This window comes from Gloeotrichia echinulata CP02 (assembly GCA_038087035.1).
Taxonomy (GTDB): domain Bacteria; phylum Cyanobacteriota; class Cyanobacteriia; order Cyanobacteriales; family Nostocaceae; genus Gloeotrichia; species Gloeotrichia echinulata.
Genome location: CP051187.1, coordinates 3,268,124 through 3,290,181, shown reverse-complemented (window position 1 = coordinate 3,290,181; position 22,058 = coordinate 3,268,124). Strand labels below are relative to the sequence as shown.

Below are 22,058 nucleotides of genomic sequence, written 5' to 3'. Positions count from 1 at the left end.
ACAGTATTGATAATGATTACTTATGATTAGCTGATTGATGATTTCTTGGCATTAATACCAATTTTTTATGAAGCTGCATAGAATTCGATCCCCCCTAGCCCCCAGGGCTGTTTCATTCCACAAGAGCAAGAAGTTTGTCAATATCATGAGAGAGAAATCTTTGGGCTATTGTTATGGAAGTATAACCGTTTCGGCGAAGAAGATTGAGTGCGCTCGCTCGCATAATCGAGAGATTTGCGGGAGCATTACCCATACGTGTAGCCGAATTATCTTCATTCAAAACTACATCTTTTACCCAATGAAGGCAATTTTCAATACCCCAATGACCGTGAATACCACAGGCAAATTCTTTCGCTGTGCCAACTAGGGTGTTGATGTAACAGACAACCTCATGATATGCTTTGCCTGCACGAGTTCCAACTCTTTCAACAGTGGATGCCTTCGACCATCTGAAGTTCTAAAATCTTCCACTAGCCGCAATTGCTCAATCAGATTCGCACCCATAATTTTTTATCCCCTCAACACTTGCTATTTTACCAGTTTTAGGGAATGAAACATCCCTGCCCTATAAGTAGCCATCTAATAACCACATAGTATTGTCAATAAGAACCGTTTTTTTTTAGAGGGTCTGTTACTTGAATCCCTCTGTGAGTAATACTTTGACGATTCTTGTCGCTCCCTCAAATTCTTAGGTTTCTGATATAGTTCACCCTCTCCTGAGCGATAGAAAGAACCATTTTTTTGACACCTAGTTCTTATTCCGGACTTGTCTTATGAAGAACCTTTTCGATAAACCTTCCAACCATGAAAAAACAAACTCAAGCCCCAACCTAGTAGTGGAAAGATTGCCCAAAAATATGAAGGACTTATTACCAAGTTTAACAAGACTAAAAAAACATTAACTGCAATAAAATTAGTCAGGTGAGATTTAAATTTTTTACGTTCGTGGGTATTCAGCATATGTTGCCTTTGCCCTTTTGTTAGCTGTATGGACCATTCTTGTTCAGCCGATTGGAGTTCTTCTGTTGAGATACCCAATTCTGATGCTATCTCTATAAGCTGTTCTCGTGAAAATTCTTTCTCCTTTTTTTGAGTCAATGCTATCTGCAAAATCTGTTGCACTTCTTCTGAATGGTAGGTCATATAAATACCCAGACGGGGCGACAAAATAGGCTAAAAGGACTTGACATTAAGGCTTTTGCATGGTTATGAGGTGATACTAAAGGTTTTAACCTCAATTTATTTAATTTTTTTCCTCAATTCAACCAAATATAGACAGAATTTGGACATTTATTATACCATATCTCACAATTTTTTATCTGTAATTTTAAAGTACGAAATTAGATGGACTTAACCTGGTAAATTTACTTTACCTCAAGACAGTAAAAAATGTCAACCTGGTTCCAGTACTGCTAGATTAAGGAAATCAAGTAGGCTAAAAACCTTGAAATCTCGTTGTCTATGATGCCCAAAAAAAGCTTAACCGAGCAGTATTGAAACTGGTTCTATAGAATTATTCTCTGTATTTTAAAGTACAAAATTATAGGCTCTTCATTACATATTATGCTAAATCTCGTTCATAAAAGCCGTGAAACCATTGCCAGGCAAAGATAATAGAATTTAAAACTAACATTTTATGCGTTTGGCATAGTTTTTGGTTTTTAACGTTTATTTTTATGGGAAGTTTTGATGTTTAACTAATAGTTTCGCATAACAGGTACTGAAGAACCAAATTATATCCGCTTACCCTGTAATTCATCCCGCATTTATGCAATGCCAGTTTTGCTAATAAGTTGCAGAAGAAAGTACTGTGCAGTATTAATAAAAAAGTGATCACCAGGAAGCAGATGCAATGAAAAGGAACTCAGTGTATGTTCTCTCCAAGCTTCCATATCATCACGATTAACCAATGGATCTTGTAAACCTCCGAAAGCAGTAATTGGACAATCTAGCGGAGGTTCTACGGTGTAAGTGTAGGATTCATTGATCATCAAATCTGCTCGTAGGGTGGGGAGCAGCAACTGCATCAATTCAGCAGATTCTAATACTTTTTTCGGAGTCCCATTGAATCTATGCAGTGCTTCTAAAAATTCAGCATCAGACAAATGATGTATTTTATAGTGTTCTATTATTTGAGGTGCGCCACGACCGGAGACAAAAAGGTGAACTGGATTTAGGGCATAGGTCTTACGAACGAAACGAGCTAGTTCAAAGCTGATTAAGGCACCTAGACTATGACCAAAGAAAGCAAAAGGGATATCTAAGTAAGAATGTATAGCATAAGAAATTTCCGCAACAAGTGGTGAGATTTGATTAAAAGGAGGCTCATTCAAACGAACTCCTCGTCCTGGCATCTCAATAGGAAAAACCTCAATAAAGTGTGGTAATTTATCTGCCCAAGTACTAAAGCTTAGGGCGCTACCACCTGCGTAAGGAAAACAGAAAAGACGCATACGCGCTTGTAAGTTAATTTTCCGATGTCCAATCCATCTATTCGTTTCTTGTGAATTTGCCATAATACTTAAAAAATTAGATCACTTGCATACACTTGTTAAAATATTTTTTATTCATTTAAAGCATTAATATTATCATTAAAACTAACATTCGTATTAATTAAATTACCATCTTCCATATAAATAATTCGTTCAGCCACATCTAGAATTCGACTATCGTGAGTTATTAGCAAAATTGTACAATTTATTTGTTTAGTTAAAGTCAGCATTAACTCAATTACATCACGACCAGTTTTTTTATCTAATGCAGCAGTTGGTTCATCTGCCAAAATCAATTTAGGACTAGGGGCTAAAGCTCTGGCAATTGCAACCCGCTGTTGTTGTCCTCCTGATAGATTACGAGGGTAAGAGTTTAAATACTTGCCTAGACCAACAGATTCTAACATATCAACCGCCCTATCATAAGCTTCAGCCTTAGAAATTTCTTTGTGCAGAAAAATAGATGTTAATACATTTTGAACAGCAGTTAAAAATGGTAAGAGGTTGTTACTCTGAAAAATGTAGCCTATTTTTCGTCGCACTTGAACTAACTGATAGTTGCTAGTTTGATATAATTCATGTTCAAAAACCTTAATGCTACCACTTTGAATAGTACGTAAAGCACCAATTAGCGTTAGTAATGTTGTCTTTCCTGAACCTGAAGGACCAGTTAGAATTATAAATTCTCCCCGCTGTATCTCGAAATTTATATCCGATAATACTCGTTTTCTTAGTGCACCTTTTCCTAGATAATGTTGAAGGTTTTTGATCGATACTACTGGTTCTTGCAAAAGCATATTTATTTAATCTTTAATAAATGGGATTAGAAAATATCGGCAGGATCGGCATCTCTCAATTTACGTACAGCAATAAGACCTGAAATCAGACACATTAATATAGTCACCATTAATAATGTGAGACCTCGATCAACAGTCATACCGATTGGTAACAATGTAGCAGATTGGGTTTGTTGATAACTAATCATTGCAATTAAAAAACCTGGAATATAACCCAGAATTGATAAAATCAAAGACTCCTGAATAATAATCCATAGCAAGCTTATATCCGTATAACCCATTGCTTTTAGAATTGCATATCCAGGTAAATGTTCTGATACATCTGTGTAAAGAACTTGATAAACAATTACTGCACCAACAATAAATGCCATCATAGTACTGAGCGAAAATATAAAACCTACAGCAGTATTACGTTTCCAATAATTTTTTTCAAAATTTATGAACTCGTCTTTGGTTAAAGCTAAAACATCTCTTGGTAGTCTTGCTCTGATGTTGCTTATTGATTGTTTGAGATTTGCATTAAGATTTAGCTGAATAGTTCCAATTTCAATTGATTTTGAACCCTTATTAGTTAAAATGTTGACAAAATTACTGTTACTAGTTAATAAATGACCATTGGCAGCAAACGATGCTCCTAGCCTAAATAAACCCACAACCTTCACAACTTTTTCAACTTTCAGAAGAGCACCTTGCAGTTCGGAAATAATTTTTTCCCCAGCATTAAAACTAGTTACAACTGGTCCAAATTCTGGTCTTGAAGAGGTATCGAATAGAACGCCATCTGGATAAGTAATAGTAGTCAAATTTTCTTGAATACCTGGTAAATCCAGTACATTATTACTAGGGTCGATACCAATTATAAAGATAGCACGATTGTCATTGTTCCAGGGATTTTTCCAGTTGGCATATCCCAAGTGTATGGGGCTGACTGATTTAACTTCTGGGAATTCTAAAAGTTGATATAGATAGTATTTAGAAAAACTCTTAAGAGCAACCAAAGCACTAGATTTACTATGCAGAAGAAAAATATCTGCTTTCATACTTTTGTGTAAAAGTACAGAACTGTCAAATAAGGCATCACTAAAGCCCATCTGCATAAACATCATGATCACTGCAAATATAATGCCAGAAAGTGCTACAAGAAACCTGACTTTTTCATATTTTAATTGTGATAAGGCTATAGAAAAATTTTTTCCCTTCATTTTCATAATTATCTAGTGATGGATATCAGAGATTGTTGTTGATTTTTTTGTACTTAAAAGTAAGTTTTCTCTACTATATCCTTTTTATGCAGGATGAATCAAACAAAAAAATAATAACTAATTTGGATGAATTAAAGCGTTAACTTCTAAGTTGGATAACTTGACAACTTTCTTGCTATTCTCTGGTTCTAAACGAATTTTTACTTCAATCACCTTGGCATCTACATCCAACCCTGGATCTGTGCCCAGAAATTTACGTTTGCCAATTTGCCAGCCAATCTCTTCAACCTTACCAAATAACTTACCGTCTATAGCTGGACTAGTAATTTCTGCACTTTGTCCAACCTTTACCCGTCTAATATCAGTTTCGTAAACTTCAGCTACTACATACATTTCATTAGTGTTACCAATATCAGCAATGCCTGTGTCACTAACAAGTTCGCCTGGTTGTGTATTAACTTTTAAAATCTGTCCAGCAACGGGGGTGTGTACATAAGCTAACTCTAATTGAGATTTTGCTAGTTTGACAGCACTAATGGCTGCATCTACTTCCATTTGTGCCACTTGTACATCTACTGGACGGACTTCAGCAACACTATTGAGCGTTGCTTTTGCTCCCCTAAGTTGCTTATTACCAGTAGTATTAATTCTATTCAATACAGCTTGGGCTTCTCTTAGCTGTTTATTGCCAGTAGTATTAATTCTATTCAATACAGCTTGGGCTTCTCTTAGCTGCTGTTTTGTGGTTTCCAAGCTCAAGCTCTTGCTGTCAAACAAAGAATGGGAAATAGCACCCTCCTTAAATAGCTGCTCATTGCGTTTATACTCAGATTCAGCGTTTTCAAAATCCGCTTTGAGTCTCCTAATTGTGGCTTCTTGAGCCTCTTTGTCTCCTTGTAATTGCGCTGTAATTCGCTCAACTGTTTCAGTTTGAGCTGCCTTGTCTCCTTGAGATTGTGCTTGCAACCGTTCAATATCTGCCTGCCTCGACTGAATTTCTCCCGTTTTTGCTCCAGCTTTGATTTGTGCGAGACGAGCAGTCGTAACTTTCACCTGGTTTTCAGCTTGATTTAATTCTGCTTGACGAACTTTATAGTTATCTAGGACTGCAACAACCTGTCCAAGTTCTACGATATCTCCCTCCGTAATCATCAATTTTTCCACCCGTGGAAATTGATTTGCAGTAGGAGCGAATAGCCGAATGATTCTTTTTTTAGGTTCTATACGTCCCAAAGTACTAACGGGGTTAGGCTTTGGGAAATTTTGGACTGAGATTTTGGCCGCACTAACTTCTTGTTTTGGCTTGGTTTGCCAAAACATTACAATTGGAATAGAACTGACAGTAATACCAATCAAAATCAGTATGCTGAGTTTAACAATAGGAGGTATAGACTTTAACAAGTATTGAAATTTCATCTTGGCATTTGTACTATTTAATCTACAGTTATATGACATTACCCAAATTCCTTATTCAATACTGCTCGGTTAAGCTCTTTTTGGGCATCATAGACAACGAGATTTCAAGGGTTTCAGCCTACTTTATTTCCTTAACCGAGAAGTATTGATTCCTTACTCACTCCCTCCCCCTAAAATTCTCAAAACCCTTGATTTATCGTTGAAGATAGGGGGAGTGTGAACAGTTACCACATCCAGTATATCATCTGTATTAAAAGCCTTCGATGTAACGTGATAAATTAGCGATGTTTGGTGTTTCAAAAAGTTTGTTTAATGGTAACTCAAATTGAAATACCTCACGTATATGTGAAACCAACCTGATCGCAAGCATAGAGTTACCTCCCAACTCAAAGAAATTATCTTCAATACATACTGAGTCTACCTGGAGCATTTCTGACCAAATTGTAGCCAGTTTTTTTTCAATAGAAGTCTGAGGAGGGACAAAATGTTTTTCTATCTGGAAATTGATAGAAGTCGAACTAGCTAGAGCTTTACGATCCACTTTTCCGTTGGATGTGAGTGGAAATTCTGCCAGAACCGTAAATAGTGAAGGTATCATATACTCTGGAAGTTTCTGCCGGAGAAAATTACGTAATTCCCGCTCGTCGAACGCATCTTCATCCTGAAGAAGAATATAGGCGACTAGCTTTTTATTGCCCTTGGTCTCTCCCACCGTGGTAACAATCCCATCTTGTATTTTTGAATGTTGTACTAGTGCTTTCTCAATTTCTCCTAACTCGATTCGATAGCCTTGGATTTTTACTTGAAAGTCTTGTCGGCCTAAAAACTCAATATTTCCATCTGGTAGATAGCGACCCAAGTCACCTGTTCGATATAATCGTAATCCAGTTTTGGGGTGGACAATGAAGCTTGCGTGGGTTTTCTCCTCATCTCGCCAGTAGCCCATAGCCAATCCAACGCCACCAATATAAAGCTGTCCTGATACCCATACAGGACATGGTTCTAAGATATCATTCAATACGTAAAATTTCTGATTAGCCATAGGTTTTCCGTAGGGAATGCTTGCCCAATTCGTATCAACTATTTCAATAGGATAGAGGATTGACCAAATTGACGCTTCAGTTGCACCTCCCAAACTAATTACCTTCACATTGGTTGATAGTGCTTTGATTTCATTTGGTAAAGAAAGAGGAATCCAATCACCACTCATCATCACCAGACGCAGAGATTCAGGTAGATATTTGCCTTGAGATCGAGTGTATTCTGTCAACATTCCCATTAAAGCTGGAACTGAGTTCCATAAACTTACTTTCTCCTGTGTCATAAGTGGGAACCAATGACTGGGATCTCGTCTACTAGAAGCATCAGGGATGACAACTGTTCCACCCGCTGCCAGTATGCCAAAAATATCATAGACTGACAGGTCAAAATTCAACGCAGATAGTGCAAATATACTGTCTTTATTGGTTACTTGAAAACGCTTGTTAATATCTAGAATAGTGTTAACTGCACCACGATGGTCAATCATCACACCTTTCGGTAACCCAGTAGAGCCTGATGTGAAAATAACATAAGCTAAGTCGTTTGCTCCTTGTACTGTGTTTAGTGGTTGGTCACTAATATTTATAAAGTCATTGTTGTCCACGCACAATCTCTGAACGTTTTGAGGCCATTCTAGGAAATTATCAAGCCAAGACTGTGTGAGAACTAGTTGTACTTGTCCCTGTTCTATAAGATACCAAATACGTTCTTGAGGTTGTTCAGGATCTATTGGCAAATAGGCAGCACCTGATTGCAAAATACCTAACACTGCCACTACTTGTTCCCAACCTTTCTGCATGACTACAGCAACTAGTGTGTTTGGACGCGCTCCTAACTGTCGTAAACGACGACCAATTCTATTTGCCTGACGGTAAACTTCTTCGTAAGTCAGTCTGGTTTTGCTTGTAACTATTGCTATTTCGTTCGGTTGCTGAGATGCCTGAGAAGTAAACAAAGTATGCAGTAAATTTGCACACATTTTTTCTTCAGTAGCGTTAACCTGTAATTGTTGCTCAAACTGAGCAGGTGGTAGTAGATGTGGTGTTGGTTCTTGCCAAATAGCATCTTCATTGGCAAGTCGATGTAACAATTCACAGTAAGCGGTGAACATATCCTGTAGTAATCCTTCTGGGAATATTTCCTCTACCACATCCCAGTTAAAAATTAATGTTCCCGATTCTTCCCAAACCTGGTGATCTAACCATACTTGAGACGTTTGGGTAATACCGTATACCGGACGTAGGGCAATGGGAGAAGATTCTATATCGGGAATTGGAAGTGTTAGAGCGCTGGTGAATACAATTGGCATCTTTGCCCTTGTCACCCCTCCCTGAAGACGATTCAGTTCCCGTAATACTTGAATGCCACTAACATGCCGATGCTCTAGGTCATTCCACAGTTTTTGCTGAGTACGCCGTGCCCTAGCTAGAAATGAATCCCGCACTGAATAATCTAAAGCTAATAGCGTCAAGGAAGTAAACTCACCGACAATATCGTTCACCTCTGGATGCAATGGGAGACGATTAAAGAAGGTGAGATTCAATGTAAATTGGGGATTCTTGCTCCAAAGAGCAAGCACCTCAGAAAAAGCGGTAAGTAATAATCCTGTCGGTGTTAATCCAGATCTTGTTGCTTTGGTTCTAAGTTTAGTCCAGGTTTCTTTTTCTAAAGTTGAATGCAGTCGGCTAAAGTGGGGTTCGTTCAAGGAACTGGGATTTTTTGCCTGAGGTAATTCTGGTGCCGGTGGTAAAGTCGCTATTTGAGTTCGCCAATAAGCTAGAGAACGTTGATGGTCTTCTGTAAATTTAATAGATTGTTCTGCTAGAACATAATCTCGGAAGGATAGATTTATAGAAGGTAAGAAAGCATTAGGATCATCAAGAAGTTGAGATAACTCTTTGAGAATGACTATAAAACTCCATGCATCAAAGGTGAGTGCGTCTGTACTTAAATGCAGTCGGGCAACTTGCTGATCTAAAAGAGTCGCGCGAAGCTCAAATAGTGGCCATTCATGAGTTTTGAATATTTGATGTGACATCCGCTGGCGAATAGCTTTAATTTGCAATTCTACTTCGTCAGGAGCTTTGGCACTTAGATCCAAAACCTCAATTTTATAGTCGGGAACATCTCGCAAAATTTTTTGTTGGCCATCTGGTAGCACAATTGCCCTTAGCATTCCATGACGTTCAATCAATCGCTGCCAAGCTAGGTGCAATTTTTCCACATCTAAATTTTGAAATTCCAGTTCGTCGTAACTATGAGTTGAAACATTACCCATGTCAAACAATTCGTTACGACCAACCCAATAAGCCTCCTGAATATCTGTAAGTGGAAACGGCTCATACCATTCCTCTGGAATGGGGACTGCATCTGGATAGTTACTAAATTCTTGCTGTTTGCCTTGATGTTCTGCAATTACACTGGCAAAGTTAGCTACAGTGGATGCTTGAAATAATTTTTGCAAAGGAATTTGTACTTCAAATGATTCGCGCACATTAGAAATGATCTGTATTGCTAGCAGGGAGTGACCTCCCAAGTTAAAGAAATCATCTTGGATGCCGATGCGATTAATACCAAGTGCCTGTTGCCAAATTTCTACTAGTACTTCCTCAATTGCTGTGCGAGGAGCTACATAAGTTTCTTTGAAATCGTTACTGCTCCAATCAGGTGCAGGTAAAGCGCGACGATTTATCTTACCTGATGGTGACAGAGGTAGAGTTTCCAAAATTATGAAGGCAGCCGGAATCATATAGTCCGGTAATTTACCTTTAAGGAAATTTCTCAAATCTAGACCAGAAACCGTGGTGTTTGCTGTAGGAACTACGTAGGCAACTAAGCGCTTATCACCAGACAAATCTTGCTGAACAATTACTACACTCTGATGTATTCCTTCCTGTTCACACAGTACTGTTTCTATTTCGCCTAATTCAATACGGAAACCACGAATTTTGACCTGGTTGTCTATGCGCCCCATCATCTCGATATTGCCATCTGTGCGATAGCGTGCCAAATCACCAGTTCTATAGAGGCATAAACTCGACTTCTGGTTGAAGAAATTAGTGATAAATCTAGCTGTTGTCAATTTTGGTTGGTTTAAGTAACCTCTGGCAATACCTGCTCCACCAATGTATATCTCACCAGGAACACCAATTGGTACAGGCTGCTGATTCCGATCCAGTAGATAAATATTTGTATTGGGAAATGGACGACCAATTGGAACCATTTCTTCCAGGGATAAATCATCAACAGAATCTTCAAAATAGGAACTGTCAATTGTAGCTTCAGTAAGTCCGTAGGAGTTAATCAAACGAGTTTGGGAACCACAAAATTGCAGAAAGTGTTTGTATTCCCTGACATACCAACTATCAGAACCAATAGCTAAAACTTTCATGAAGTCTAGCGATTGCTGAGTTTTTTCCAAGTACTTAATCAAATTCCTGAATACAGCAGGCACAAACTCAGCGCAGTCAACTTTTTCCTGAACAATCAGGTTATATAGCCCTTCAGGGTTTAATAACAGATCAGATGGACAAAGTAAGAGTTTTGCCCCAGAACATAATGCTCTAGTCCAATCTCCTGTAAATACATCAAACGAGAAGCTGGCCATCTGGAGATGGCAGGTTGTAGCAGAGCGCAGAGCATATGTTTCTTCCCAGCCTCGGTAAGCATTGACTAAACTTCCATGCTGAACCATTGTTCCCTTAGGATTGCCCGTAGAACCTGATGTATAGATGACATAAGCTAGATTCGCTGATGTCGTCCCTTCAATATGGAGATTTTCCGCGTTCTCTTGAGCGATCACTGACCACTCTGTATCTAAATAGATAGTATTGATGTTATTTTGAGGTAGCTTATCTGACAGATACTTATAGGTCAGCAGAACAGGAATCTGTGTATCCTGTATCATATAAGCGAGTCTATCTTGGGGGTAGTTAACATCTAATGGAACATAAGCTCCACCTGCTTTGAGGACACCCAATGTTGCAACGACCAGATCAACAGATCTCTCTAAGCAAATACCTACCAGTACATCGGGGCCAATCTTTAACTTCCGTAAGTAATGGGCTAGTTGGTTTGATCTTTGATTTAACTCTTGGTAAGTTAAATATTGCCCTTGATAAGTGATCGCTTCATTATTTGGTGTCTGTTCTACCTGACTCTCAAACAACTGATGAATGCATTCTTGGGGATATGTAATTTCTGTGAAATTCCAGTTTGTAAAAATCTGTTTATATTCTGCATTGGTCAGCAGAGGCAATTCAGAAACCTTTTGTTCAGGATTGGCAACAACGCCTTCAAGAAGTTTTTGAAAGTGTCCGGCCAATCGAGTAATGCGGTCTACATTATAAAGATCGGTATTGTACTCAAATACGCAAACAAAACCCTCTACATTTTCAAATACATCCAGCGACAAATCAAATTTAGCGGTATCACCAGCATTCTGTTCTAAAGTAACAGTCATTCCCGAAAAATCCAGATCTGGCATAGGGGTATTCTGGTAGGTAAACATTACCTGGAATAGCGGAGAATGACTGCTAGAACGTTCTGGTTGTAAGGCTTCAACAACCTTGCCGATAGGTAAATCTTGATGAGAGAAAGCACTTAAAGCAACCTCACGCACTTGTGCTAATAACTCACTAAACGTTTGTTGTTTAGAAAAATTTGTTCTTAGTGCCAATGTATTGACGAAGAAACCAATTAAATCATGAGTTTGAGGATTATTGCGTCCAGAGGTAGGAGAGCCGACAATAATATCTTCTTGTCCTGTATAACGATGAAGTAAAACTTTAAAAGCAGCTAGAAACGTCATAAATAACGTTACTTCTTGCTCACGACTAATCTCTACAATTAATTCAGATAAAGACTTTGGTAAAGTCAGGGAATAGATGGCACCGTGAAATGTTTGCACAGATGGACGAGACCGATCAGCGGGCAGTTCCAAAATAGGAAGATCACCTGCCAGCTTTTTTTTCCAGTAAGAGATCTGTTTCTCCATCAAACTGCCTTGGAGTTGTTGCTGCTGCCACTGAGCAAAATCTGTATACTGAATTGGCAGTTTTGGCAGCGGGGATGGCTGTCCATTATTGAAAGCGTTGTAAAGTGCGGTAAACTCACGAACTAGTACACCTGCAGACCAAGCATCGAAGACAATGTGATGGAAGTTTAAAAGTAAAATATAATCTTCATTACCTAACCGCAATAGAGAAGCTCGATATAATGGTCCTGTAGATAAATTAAAAGAGCGACGGGAATCTTCACTGGCTAGTTGCTTAAACTGATACTCGCGGTCTTCTTCATTCAGGTGGCTGAGATCCAAAATCGGCAAGGTTAACGATTGTGGTGGAGAAAACATCTGAACAGGTTGTCCGTCCACCAAAGTAAAAGTTGCTCGAAGAACTTCATGGCGATTAACAATCTCCGTGAAACTTTTTTCTAAGGCATCAATATTCAAATGCCCTTTCATCCTCACAATATTTGGAAGATTATATAAGGGGCTATTAGGATTAAACTGTTCAATAAACCATTGCCGTTCTTGAGAAAATGATATCGGAAAAATATTTGATTCCCTACTCACTAGAGATATAGGTTGGTTGGTTTTATCCTCGACTTTCTTTTTCAGATATTTGAGAATGAAGTCGCGGTTTTCTGGAGAAAATTGTAGTAGACGTTCTGTAATCTTATCCATTATATTTTTTTTGTTTAGGGAATTATGTTGCAAAGTTAATGCCTGGTCTGCTCTATCTGCTGTTGGAGTAATAATTGAATGAATTATTTCAACAGCAGATTTTGCATATGTTGTGATATTATTGCTGTTCCATTTGGGCAAGTAATCTCTCAGTCTCTTCGGGCGATAGCTGTTGTAGTTCCGTCAGCATTTCACTTATTTCCTCTTGACTGACCAGTCTTTGATTTTCTTGTATTTGGGGCATAAGAATTGTGACAATCTCCCTAATATTAGAACCCTTGAGCAAATCAACTACGGCGATACTTGCTCCTACACTGATTTCAATGCGCTGCTTCAACTCAATCGCCATCATGGAATCCAATCCCAGAGCATTCAATGATTGTTCTAAGTTGAGACGAGATAAATCGATTCGCAGAACTTGAGATATTAATTCTTGGATGTGAGTTTCCAACAATGATGTTTGCTGTGATGCTTCAGCCGCAAAAATTTGTTGAATAAAGTGTCCTTCGCTAATGACCGTAGTATCACCTTGAATAGTGCTTTTTTCTTGAGCTTCTGCCAATAAATCAGAAATTATTCTTACGGTTGTCCCCGTCGGGTACAGGTTAGCAACCAAAGCCCAGTTCGCCGGCACAACCGTAACTTGCGGTAAGTCATAATTGAGTAGCCGTGACAAAATTTCTATCCCATCATTGGGTCTAATAATGCCAATGCCTCGTTGGGCATAGTAGTCAGTTAAATCTAGACGACTTGCCATTCCCACTTCGCCCCAAGGACCCCAATTAATACTTAGGGCTGGCAATCCTTTGCTTCTACGATAGTGGACTAGGGAATCCATGAAGGAGTTACCAGCAGCATAATTTCCTTGACCCATTGTTCCCACTACGGAAGCCACAGAAGAGAAGAGGACGAAGAAGTCTAAGGAAACATTTTCAAATAAGCGGTGTAGCACCCAAGCACCCAAAGCTTTAGGTCTAAGCACGCTATTGAAGTTCTTTAATTCCATATTCAACAAAAGTTCATCTCTGACTAGTCCTGCCGAGTGAATCACACCTCTAATCGGAGGCCAGTTCTCCTGTTGATAGGTGTCTAGAAATTCTGCTACTTCAGCTTCATTTGCCACATCAACAGCAGCCAAATGTACACTGGCTCCCATTGCCTCTAATTCTCGTACGACAGAGATTCGCACAGCAAAACGGCTATCGGCTTCTAGTTGATTCCACATCTGGCGAGATGGGAATTTGTCACGTCCGACAAGGATTAAATGTCTAGCTCCACGTTCAACTAGCCAATGAGCAACCAAGATGCCTAAATCTCCAAGTCCTCCGGTAATCAGATAACTACTATCGGGACGAAACTGACTAGGAAAAACTGAAGTTGGCTTCTGAGTACTTACTAATCGGACACAATATCGCTGTTGATTTCGGAAGGCAATTTGGTCTTCATTATCTGGATTCCAAACTTCTTCCAATAACATTGAAATTTCATCATCAGAGTGTACTGGGTCAAGATCAATAATTCCTCCCCATATATTGGTATGTTCTTGATAACTAGCAACTCTTGATAAACCCCAAAGTGAGGCAGGAGCTAATGAGACTATTTCACTATCTGCTACAGACTGAGTTCCCCGTGTTACCACCCATAATTTGTGGTGATTGCGCCAGCCACTCTGAACTAATGCTTGAATCAAGTGCAGTATTGTACCGCAACCTAATAATTGTTCTGATTCCAGTGCATCTACTGTCATCGTTTCTGATGCAACTGTATCTAGACTCCATAGATGTATCAAACCCCGACAGGGTAGATTGGAGTTGTCTATAGCATCTTGTAACAGGTTTTGGAACTCGTCTGGATGGGATGGATTGATAGAGTAGTGACCTGGCTCTAAGGCTTGGTAAGATTCTCCTGGAACAACAATGATACAGTTTTCGCCCCGCTCCCTCAATTGTGTAACGAGCCTCTGTGCTACTCCACCTTGATCTGCAAAGATAAACCAACTTCCTGGTTGTTCTTTAGAGGAGTTCTGTGGGGTATTTTCGTCATTAACTCTGGGTTTGGGCTGCCATTCCAATTCATAAAGCCAACTATCCAAATTTTGAGAAAGTCCTTTACCTGCACTTTCAATGGATTGGGCTTGAAAACCTAGAACTTCTGCTAAGAGATTACCTTCTTCATCAAACAGTTGTAGTTCTCCCGTCAGCATCTTGTCACCCTGCTCAATCACCCGGGCATGAGCCCACATATTGGGACGAGGACGATTATAAACTCGCACACTTTGGATACTAATAGGCAGGTATACACTTGAATTATGTTGATTTATATCTCCTAAAGAGGCGATCGCAATTAGGACATGAAAACACGAATCAAGAATTATTGGGTGCAGTTCGTAATCTTGGCTGTTAATTTCCATGAGGTCAGGCATATGAATTTGTCCCAAGGCCTCTGTTGCACCTAGCCAAATCTGTTCTATTCTCTGAAACTGAGGACCATATTGAAAGCCAACCTCGCCTAACTTGTGATACAAATCTGGCTTGGAAACCTCTTTTGAACAACGATTACGAATCTCATGGATATTAATACACTTGGTAACAAATTGCCGTAGATGCAGTTTAGCCTGAGCATGAAGTGTCCAATCATTTTGACTGTGCGTCTGACGTGTGTAAACACTAAACGATGCATCTTTTGGATCTAGCGTTAACTGAACAGTTAATAAGTCCTTCTCAGGTAAAAACAGTGCTTTTTTGAATTCAATGTTGTCAACTGAGTAAATACCTTCACCAAAAAACCTCTTAGCCACAGCAAGACCCATTTCCACGTATGCTGCGCCAGGATATACTACAGCATTTTGAATACGGTGGTCATCAAGGTAAGCCAAATACCGTTTGTTCAGATCTAGTTTCCACGAAGGATAGGGTAATTCCAAAGCTTGACCAAGAAGTGGGTGAACTTGTTTCCCTAAACGTAACTGTTCAGAAGCTGGCGATTCATGCCAGTAACGCTCACGTTGCCAAGTATACAATGGCAAATATACGTGTTGTCCATAAGGATAAAAACTCTGCCAAGAGACTTTACAACCTTGGGTATACAGCACTTTCCAGCAATGTGAAGTACAATATGTAAGATAGATAAATTATTATTATGAAACCATATTCCGTCGATCTGAGAGAAAAAATAGTCAATGCTTATCAGTTAGGAAATATTTCAGTTAGAAAGTTAGCTGTAAACTTTGGTGTTGGTAAAGCTTTTGTACAAAAAATGTTGAGACAGTATAAAGAGAAAGGACATGTTAATCCTGGTAAGCAAGGGACAAGAAAAAAAGCGGTATTAGCAGATTCTGCGGCTCAACTTGTTGCATTGGTAAAAAAGTATCCAGATGCAACTCTCTCTGAATATTGTGAATATTGGCTCTTAACTGAGGGGCAACTAGTGAGTTCCAGCATGATGTGTAGAGAATTGCAAAAATTAAATCTAACTCGTAAAAAAAAACGGTTCGCAGCAGTCAGGCAGCTACCGATAGAGTTCAATTGCTCAGGTGTGAATACAGAGAGAAAGTCAGAGATATAGAGCCGAAAAATCTGGTTTTTTTGGATGAAGCAGGCTTACTGCTTGGGTTAATGCGTCCAAAAGCTCGTAGTGAAAAAGGAAGTAGAGTATATGATGTAAAACCATTTTATCGAGGTAAAAAAGTCACTATTATCGGCGCAATCAGTATGGATAAAGTATTGGCTGTGATGACACTAGATGGTTCAATGGATAGTAATGCTTTTCGCGTGTTTATAGAAAAGTTGTTAGTGCCTCAATTATGGAAAGGTGCAGTTGTCATAATGGATAACCTATTTGCCCATAAGATCGATGAAATTACGCCCATAATTGAATCTGTTGGTGCCAGTGTCATCAATCTATCTTCTTATTCACCAGATTTTAATCCCATTGAACATTGGTGGTCACAGCTTAAAGCTTTTATCAAAACATTTTCTCCAAAAACTACTCAAATGGTAGATGTATTGATTGCAATTGCTTTAAATCTAATCAATCCTATGCATCTGCGAAATTGGTTTGCTAACTGCTGCTACTGTACTTCATGATTCAGGAAAGTGCTGTATAGCGCAGCCAAGGAGGTAAGCATAATTTGGCGTTCTGCTTCCTTGCGTCGTATAGAAGTAAGTACAGTAGCTTGCCGATTTTGACTGATGAAACATTCAGAAATAGAACCTGCTAGTACTGGGTGGGGACTAATTTCTAGGAAGAGGTCATAACCTGCCTCCGCCAACTTATTCATAGAGGCAGCGAAAAATACAGGCTGCCGCATATTTTGCCACCAATACATCTCATTTAGTTCTGGTCTATCCACTTTTTCCCCTGTAACTGTAGACCAGAGAGGAATAATTGGTGTTTGTGGCTCAATGTCTTGTAGAACTTCCAGTAATTCTTCTTTCAATGGGTTCATTGTGGGACTGTGATATGCCACATTCACACGCAATAAACGGAAGAATACTTTTCTGTCCTCTAAAACCTTACTAATTGTTTCTAAATCTGCTTCATTACCTGAAAGAGTCACAGAAGTAGGACTGTTGATAGCTGCAATTGACAACCTATCTTCATAGCCTACTAATAATTGTTGAGCTTCTTCGTAGGAAAGTCCAATCGCCGCCATTTTTCCTTGACCAGCCGTTTGTTGTTGTAACCGGCTACGATGAAAAACAACCTTTAACGCATCTTTTAAACTTAGTGCCCCTGCAACGTAAGCAGCCGCAGGTTCACCAGCGCTGTGACCCACAATTGCAGATGGTTCAATTCCCCAAGAACGCCATAATGCTGCCAGAGCAACTTGAATAGCAAAGTTAGTTGGTTGAGCAATCTGGGTTTCTTCAATGCGAGAATGTTCCTCGTCACGAGTTAATTCTGTCAACAGTGACCAATCTGCGTAGTATTGTAAAATCGTGTCACATTCCTCAATGGTTTGCCTAAATATAGGTTCTGCCATTAGGAGTTGACGACCCATTGCCCACCACTGGGGACCCATACCAGAAAACACAAAAACGACTTGTTGATTCTTCGGTATGGCTTTATTTCCAATAGCAATCTCTGCACGTGATTCACCATTTAGGAACGCTGCAAGTAAATCTGCCATATCTGTGTACGAGTTACCTACTACCGCCAAACGGTACTGATGATGAGTCCGTCGTAGGCTGGCAGTATAACAGAAGTTATGCAAAGATGTGTTATTAGTAAAAACCCCGTCTGTTAGAAGCTTATGGTAAGCTCTGGCTAAATCTTGGAGTGCTTGAGGACTCCGAGCAGATAGAGGCAGTAGATATCCCCAATTGGGGTCAAGGTTTTCTTCACCAGGAATACTTATCTGAGTAATTGGTGCTTCTTGCAATACAGCATGTGCATTAGTACCACCAAAACCAAATGAGTTCACACCTGCAATGGCAAATCCATCAGTTTCTGGAAAAGGAACCAGGCTCGTAGGTATCTTTAACTTTAGTGATGGAAAATCAATATCGGGATTGGCTTTTTGGAAATGTAAATGTGCTGGAATCTTACGATGCTTAAGAACCAACGATGCTTTAATTAATCCAGCGACACCTGCTGCTGCTTCGGTGTGTCCAATGTTGGTCTTAACTGAAGCAATATAACATTCCTGTCCATCTGGACGTTCAGTAGATAGCACAGTTCCTAGTGCATTTGCTTCTAAAGGATCACCAACAGGTGTTCCAGTCCCATGTGCTTCCACATATTGCACTTGAGCAGGTAACACACCCGCTCGACGATAGGCTTCTCGTAGTAGCGCTTCCTGGGATTCACGCCGGGGAACCGTAATTCCAGAACTGTGTCCGTCTTGATTCACAGCAGTTCCCCGAATTACGGCATAAATAGGATCGTTATCTTCCAGAGCTTTTGATAGGGGCTTCAATACAACAATCCCTGCTCCTTCACCTCGAACATAGCCATTGGCAAGAGAATCATAGGCTTTAGAGCGACCATCAGGAGATAGCATTCCCGCCTTTGACTCTGCAATAGTATAATTTGGTTTGATCATCACGTTGACTCCACCCGCCAAAGCTAGATCGCATTCACCATTAAGGATGCTCTGACAGGCAAGGTGTACCGCAACTAGTGAGGAAGAACAAGCAGTATCCAGCGATATACTCGGTCCCCTCAAGTCAAACATATAAGACAGTCGATTAGCTAACAAAGTCATCATTGACCCAGTTGCTGTATGAGAGTCCATTAAATGGTAGTTACTCTCGGAAAACTGCAAGATTTTGTAGTCAAGGGTAAACCCCCCCATGAAGACACCAGTATTACTTCCAGCTAAGTATTCTGGTAAAATGCCTGCATCTTCAAAGGCTTCCCAGCAAACTTCTAACAGCAAACGTTGTTGAGGATCTAACAATGCAGCTTCACGCGGAGAAATGCCAAAAAATTGAGCATCGAAATTGTATATATTTTCAATAAATCCACCACGACATGTTGATGTTTTACCTGGTTTTGTAGGATCTGGATCATAAAAAGTGCGAATATCCCAGCGATCAGTCGGCACGTCGGTAATTGCATCTGTTTGGTCACACACAACCCGCCAAAAGTCTTCAGGACTGTTAGCTCCACCAGGAAAACGACACCCGATACCCACAATTGCAATCTGGTAACTTGTAGCAGAATTGCCGTTGCTGCTGTCATTATTGGAATCCCTTAGGTTTACTTCATTGCGATTTGAACTTAATACCATATTTTTAATTTAGTAAGTGTGAACAACTAAGTAATAAATTCCCTCACAGTGATAATAAGTATGAGTTTATTTACCTCATACCCTAATATAAATTTCCATAAATTAGGTATTGACCCTTATTGGACAAGGCTTTCATCTTATTTTTCGGAGATATCTAAGAGGATGTTTGAAAACTAAAGGGGAGTTAGGTGGGATCAATAAGTGCCTAAAGTCACCGCAAACAACTTTTCAAACAGCCTCTAAAGATTTAAAACCGAAATTCTATGTTAAGAGTCTGATTTTGATGTCTGTTCTAACCGCTGACGATACCATGATAAAGTCTGGGCAATTGCCTCACTGTGTGATGTTGGCTTTGCTCCAAAAGCCTTTTCGTACTTGCTGTGTTCGACAACAAAAGGCTCATCAAATTCATACATCACTTCTTGCAACTCGCGGATCATCGGGTCAAAAGTCGCTAAGATTTTGAAAAACCATTTGGGAGCTACACGAAATTTTGGAGTTTTCCCAACTTCCTTAAAAATCAAGTTGATAAACTGGCGCGTAGTTAGCGTTTCTGCGTTGGGAATGTGCCAAACTTCCCCCAAGGCTTTTTCGTTCTCACCTAACGTTACCAAACTTTTAGCAAAATCATTGATAAAGGTATACGTGTGAGGTACATCAATATTACCTAGAACTTCAGCTGGTTTGTCAAGTAGTGCAGATGCGAAAACTCTTTCTCCCATTGAGGAACTCAGTACACCAGGTCCAAAAAAGTCAGAAGCACGACCGATTGTGGCACGTACTTTGCCCTTTTTATGAGATTCCATCAAATTCATCGACATTTGAGCACGTGTACACCCCTTATGACCAGTAGCTCTATATGGCAGATTCTCCACAATCTTGCCAGACACTGGACCATACATATAAAGGTTATCAGCAAAAACAATTTTTGTCTCAGTTCCAGCAATACCATCAATAATACCGTTCATGATAGGTGGAAACTTCAGGGACCATTCAGTATAAGGTGGATTAGCGCAATTGTAGACTGCAGTCGCACCCTGGCAAATCAAACGAACATTGTTTGCATCAGTAGCATCACCCTTCACCACCTCAACTCCGTTGGGAACATCTGCAAATCCTTTACGGTTCACAGATATTACTCGTTTACCTTGACTGTGTAATTCTTTCAGCACTGCTGTGCCTAGTGGTCCAGTACCAAAAACTATATGTAGTTCTTTACCTAACAAATCCTTTTCTCCTTGTAATAAGTCTTTTTTTAGTGTTCTTCATCGTCGTCGTCCGGCTATCCATCTCCACCCTGCTTCGGTGAGAGTCGGGCATTCCGCCGAATCTGGTAAAAACAAAAATTTTTATATCCTTCACGGTAACACATATGCTGGAAAAATCGATGGCTTGTACTGAAAAAACTATAGTAAGACTAACAGGACTTTTCCTCAGTAAATTTATTTAGATTTGTTTAATTGTGGCGACCTACTCGCTTACCAAGTAGTTTAGCTGATCAAATTCAAAAAAAAACGTTCTTTCTTATACATCTTTGAAAGTAAAAATAAGGTTTCTAGCATCGTGTTATTAAGAATAGAGGCGATAAGAACCAAATTTGATTTGTATCTTTTTATGTCAGATAGCTTATATCCAGGACTTACGCCAGGAAAACCCAAATATGGGGTATGGGTTTCAGGCATTCAACCTTGATTTTTCCACACTTTTTAGGCGATGCCTGCGGCGGTTGCTACGCAACCAACAAAAGGTGGTTGATAAAAGCCTGAAACGACCTATTTACCTTGATACACAAGATGACTCGTTTGTACAGTGCGTAAGTCCTAATATTAGCCCTTTCAAGGTGACATTAAAGCAGCCTTCAAAACATCAAAAAAGGCGTATCGATTTAGGTAACGGTCAATTAGACATTTAGGCGTAGGCGTAGCCCGTCGTAGACATCGCTTTTTTGTCCACCAATTATCAATAAAATAAGGTTATTGATAATAAAATTGGTGCAACGAAAAAGGTTGGATGTGAATATCGTTTCTAATTGAAAGGAAAATCAAGGTTTTTGGGATACTTGCACCCACCTTGATAGGGCTAGTGTTTGGCAGCAACGCGATTTGCTGAGATTTTAGGTATAGTTTGCAATCAGTATCTAACTCTAGATCATCACAAAATGTAAAAACCCCTCTCATTTTTGAGTAGGGGTTTTGTCAAGTTTTTTATCTAAAATTTGCAGGCGTTACCTTAAAATATGCTCATTATGGTGATGATGCTAGCGCTAGTCAACATAATCAGAGCGCCCATAACTATAGATTGACCAAATGTTTTGGAATCGTTCATTTTTTTAGCATCCGTGAATTATGAGGATTCTTTTAATTTATCAGGATCAGTATATATATCCATACAATCACTGTAAAACTTAAAATTCCGTAATCTTTCTTAGTAAAGTCTGCGGCATTTACCTAAGACACTAGGGCGTGTTTTCAAAGTCTTATACAATACCATCAAAACGCTGATACATGTAGATTTCGCGTAGGGGCACGGCATTGCCGTGCCCCTACAGCTGGTATCATATTGTGTGGATTTAGGGGTATCTAAAAATTTATGCAGCTAAAGAAATAGTTTGAAAACACGCCCTAGTCCCCAATCCCCAATCCCCAATCTCCAATCCCCAATCTCCAATCCCCAGAGCAAAAAATTATC

The 22,058-nt window shown here is 39.5% G+C and carries 12 protein-coding genes and 1 pseudogene; 2 read left to right on the top strand and 11 right to left on the bottom strand.

All coding sequences use genetic code 11. The features are described 5' to 3' along the window. Positions 1-193: 193 nt before the first annotated feature. The 9 genes and pseudogenes from HEQ19_31015 to HEQ19_14555 form a co-directional block, all read right to left on the bottom strand. Positions 194-376: pseudogene (locus HEQ19_31015) on the bottom strand (ISAs1 family transposase). Beyond that, on the bottom strand, positions 364-504 hold the full coding sequence (locus tag HEQ19_14590; protein ID WYM00568.1) for a hypothetical protein: 141 nt from the start codon (positions 502-504) through the stop codon (positions 364-366). The pseudogene HEQ19_31015 and the gene HEQ19_14590 overlap by 13 nt, the downstream one beginning before the upstream one ends. A 267-nt stretch (positions 505-771) precedes the next feature. Further along, entirely contained in the window at positions 772-1,143 is a 372-nt protein-coding gene (locus tag HEQ19_14585; GenBank protein WYM00567.1) for a 2TM domain-containing protein, read from the bottom strand. Positions 1,144-1,766: 623 nt separating this feature from the next. Beyond that, entirely contained in the window at positions 1,767-2,516 is a 750-nt protein-coding gene (locus tag HEQ19_14580) for a thioesterase II family protein (protein ID WYM00566.1), read from the bottom strand. Positions 2,517-2,563: 47 nt separating this feature from the next. After that, a complete protein-coding gene (locus HEQ19_14575) occupies positions 2,564-3,289 on the bottom strand; it encodes an ATP-binding cassette domain-containing protein (GenBank protein ID WYM00565.1) in 726 nt (241 codons plus the stop codon). A 26-nt stretch (positions 3,290-3,315) separates the two neighbouring features. Next, entirely contained in the window at positions 3,316-4,491 is a 1,176-nt protein-coding gene (gene devC / locus HEQ19_14570) for an ABC transporter permease DevC (GenBank protein WYM00564.1), read from the bottom strand. Between the two features lie 117 nt (positions 4,492-4,608). Beyond that, positions 4,609-5,907 carry an ABC exporter membrane fusion protein gene (locus tag HEQ19_14565; protein WYM00563.1) on the bottom strand — a complete coding sequence of 433 codons (1,299 nt, stop codon included), beginning with the start codon at positions 5,905-5,907 and terminating at the stop codon, positions 4,609-4,611. A 250-nt stretch (positions 5,908-6,157) separates the two neighbouring features. Further along, on the bottom strand, positions 6,158-12,634 hold the full coding sequence (locus HEQ19_14560; GenBank protein ID WYM00562.1) for an amino acid adenylation domain-containing protein: 6,477 nt from the start codon (positions 12,632-12,634) through the stop codon (positions 6,158-6,160). A gap of 118 nt (positions 12,635-12,752) precedes the next feature. Continuing rightward, the gene (locus HEQ19_14555) at positions 12,753-15,659 is read right to left on the bottom strand and encodes a KR domain-containing protein (GenBank protein WYM00561.1); all 2,907 of its coding nucleotides are present in this window, start codon (positions 15,657-15,659) and stop codon (positions 12,753-12,755) included. A 113-nt stretch (positions 15,660-15,772) separates the two neighbouring features. On the opposite strand from HEQ19_14555, the gene HEQ19_14550 reads away from it, so the two are divergent. Together HEQ19_14550 and HEQ19_14545 are read left to right on the top strand one after the other, a co-directional pair. Continuing rightward, positions 15,773-16,198, top strand: a complete 426-nt coding sequence (locus HEQ19_14550) for a transposase (GenBank protein WYM00560.1) — start codon at positions 15,773-15,775, stop codon at positions 16,196-16,198. Next, a complete protein-coding gene (locus HEQ19_14545) occupies positions 16,159-16,719 on the top strand; it encodes an IS630 family transposase (protein ID WYM00559.1) in 561 nt (186 codons plus the stop codon). Before HEQ19_14550 ends, HEQ19_14545 begins: the two co-directional genes overlap by 40 nt. On the opposite strand, the gene HEQ19_14540 is transcribed toward HEQ19_14545, so the two are convergent. Together HEQ19_14540 and HEQ19_14535 are read right to left on the bottom strand one after the other, a co-directional pair. Further along, positions 16,704-19,370: a type I polyketide synthase gene (locus HEQ19_14540; GenBank protein WYM00558.1), complete on the bottom strand. Its 2,667-nt coding sequence runs from the start codon at positions 19,368-19,370 to the stop codon at positions 16,704-16,706. The genes HEQ19_14545 and HEQ19_14540 overlap by 16 nt on opposite strands. A gap of 266 nt (positions 19,371-19,636) precedes the next feature. Then, on the bottom strand, positions 19,637-20,596 hold the full coding sequence (locus HEQ19_14535) for an SDR family oxidoreductase (protein ID WYM00557.1): 960 nt from the start codon (positions 20,594-20,596) through the stop codon (positions 19,637-19,639). Between the last annotated feature and the right edge of the window lie 1,462 nt (positions 20,597-22,058).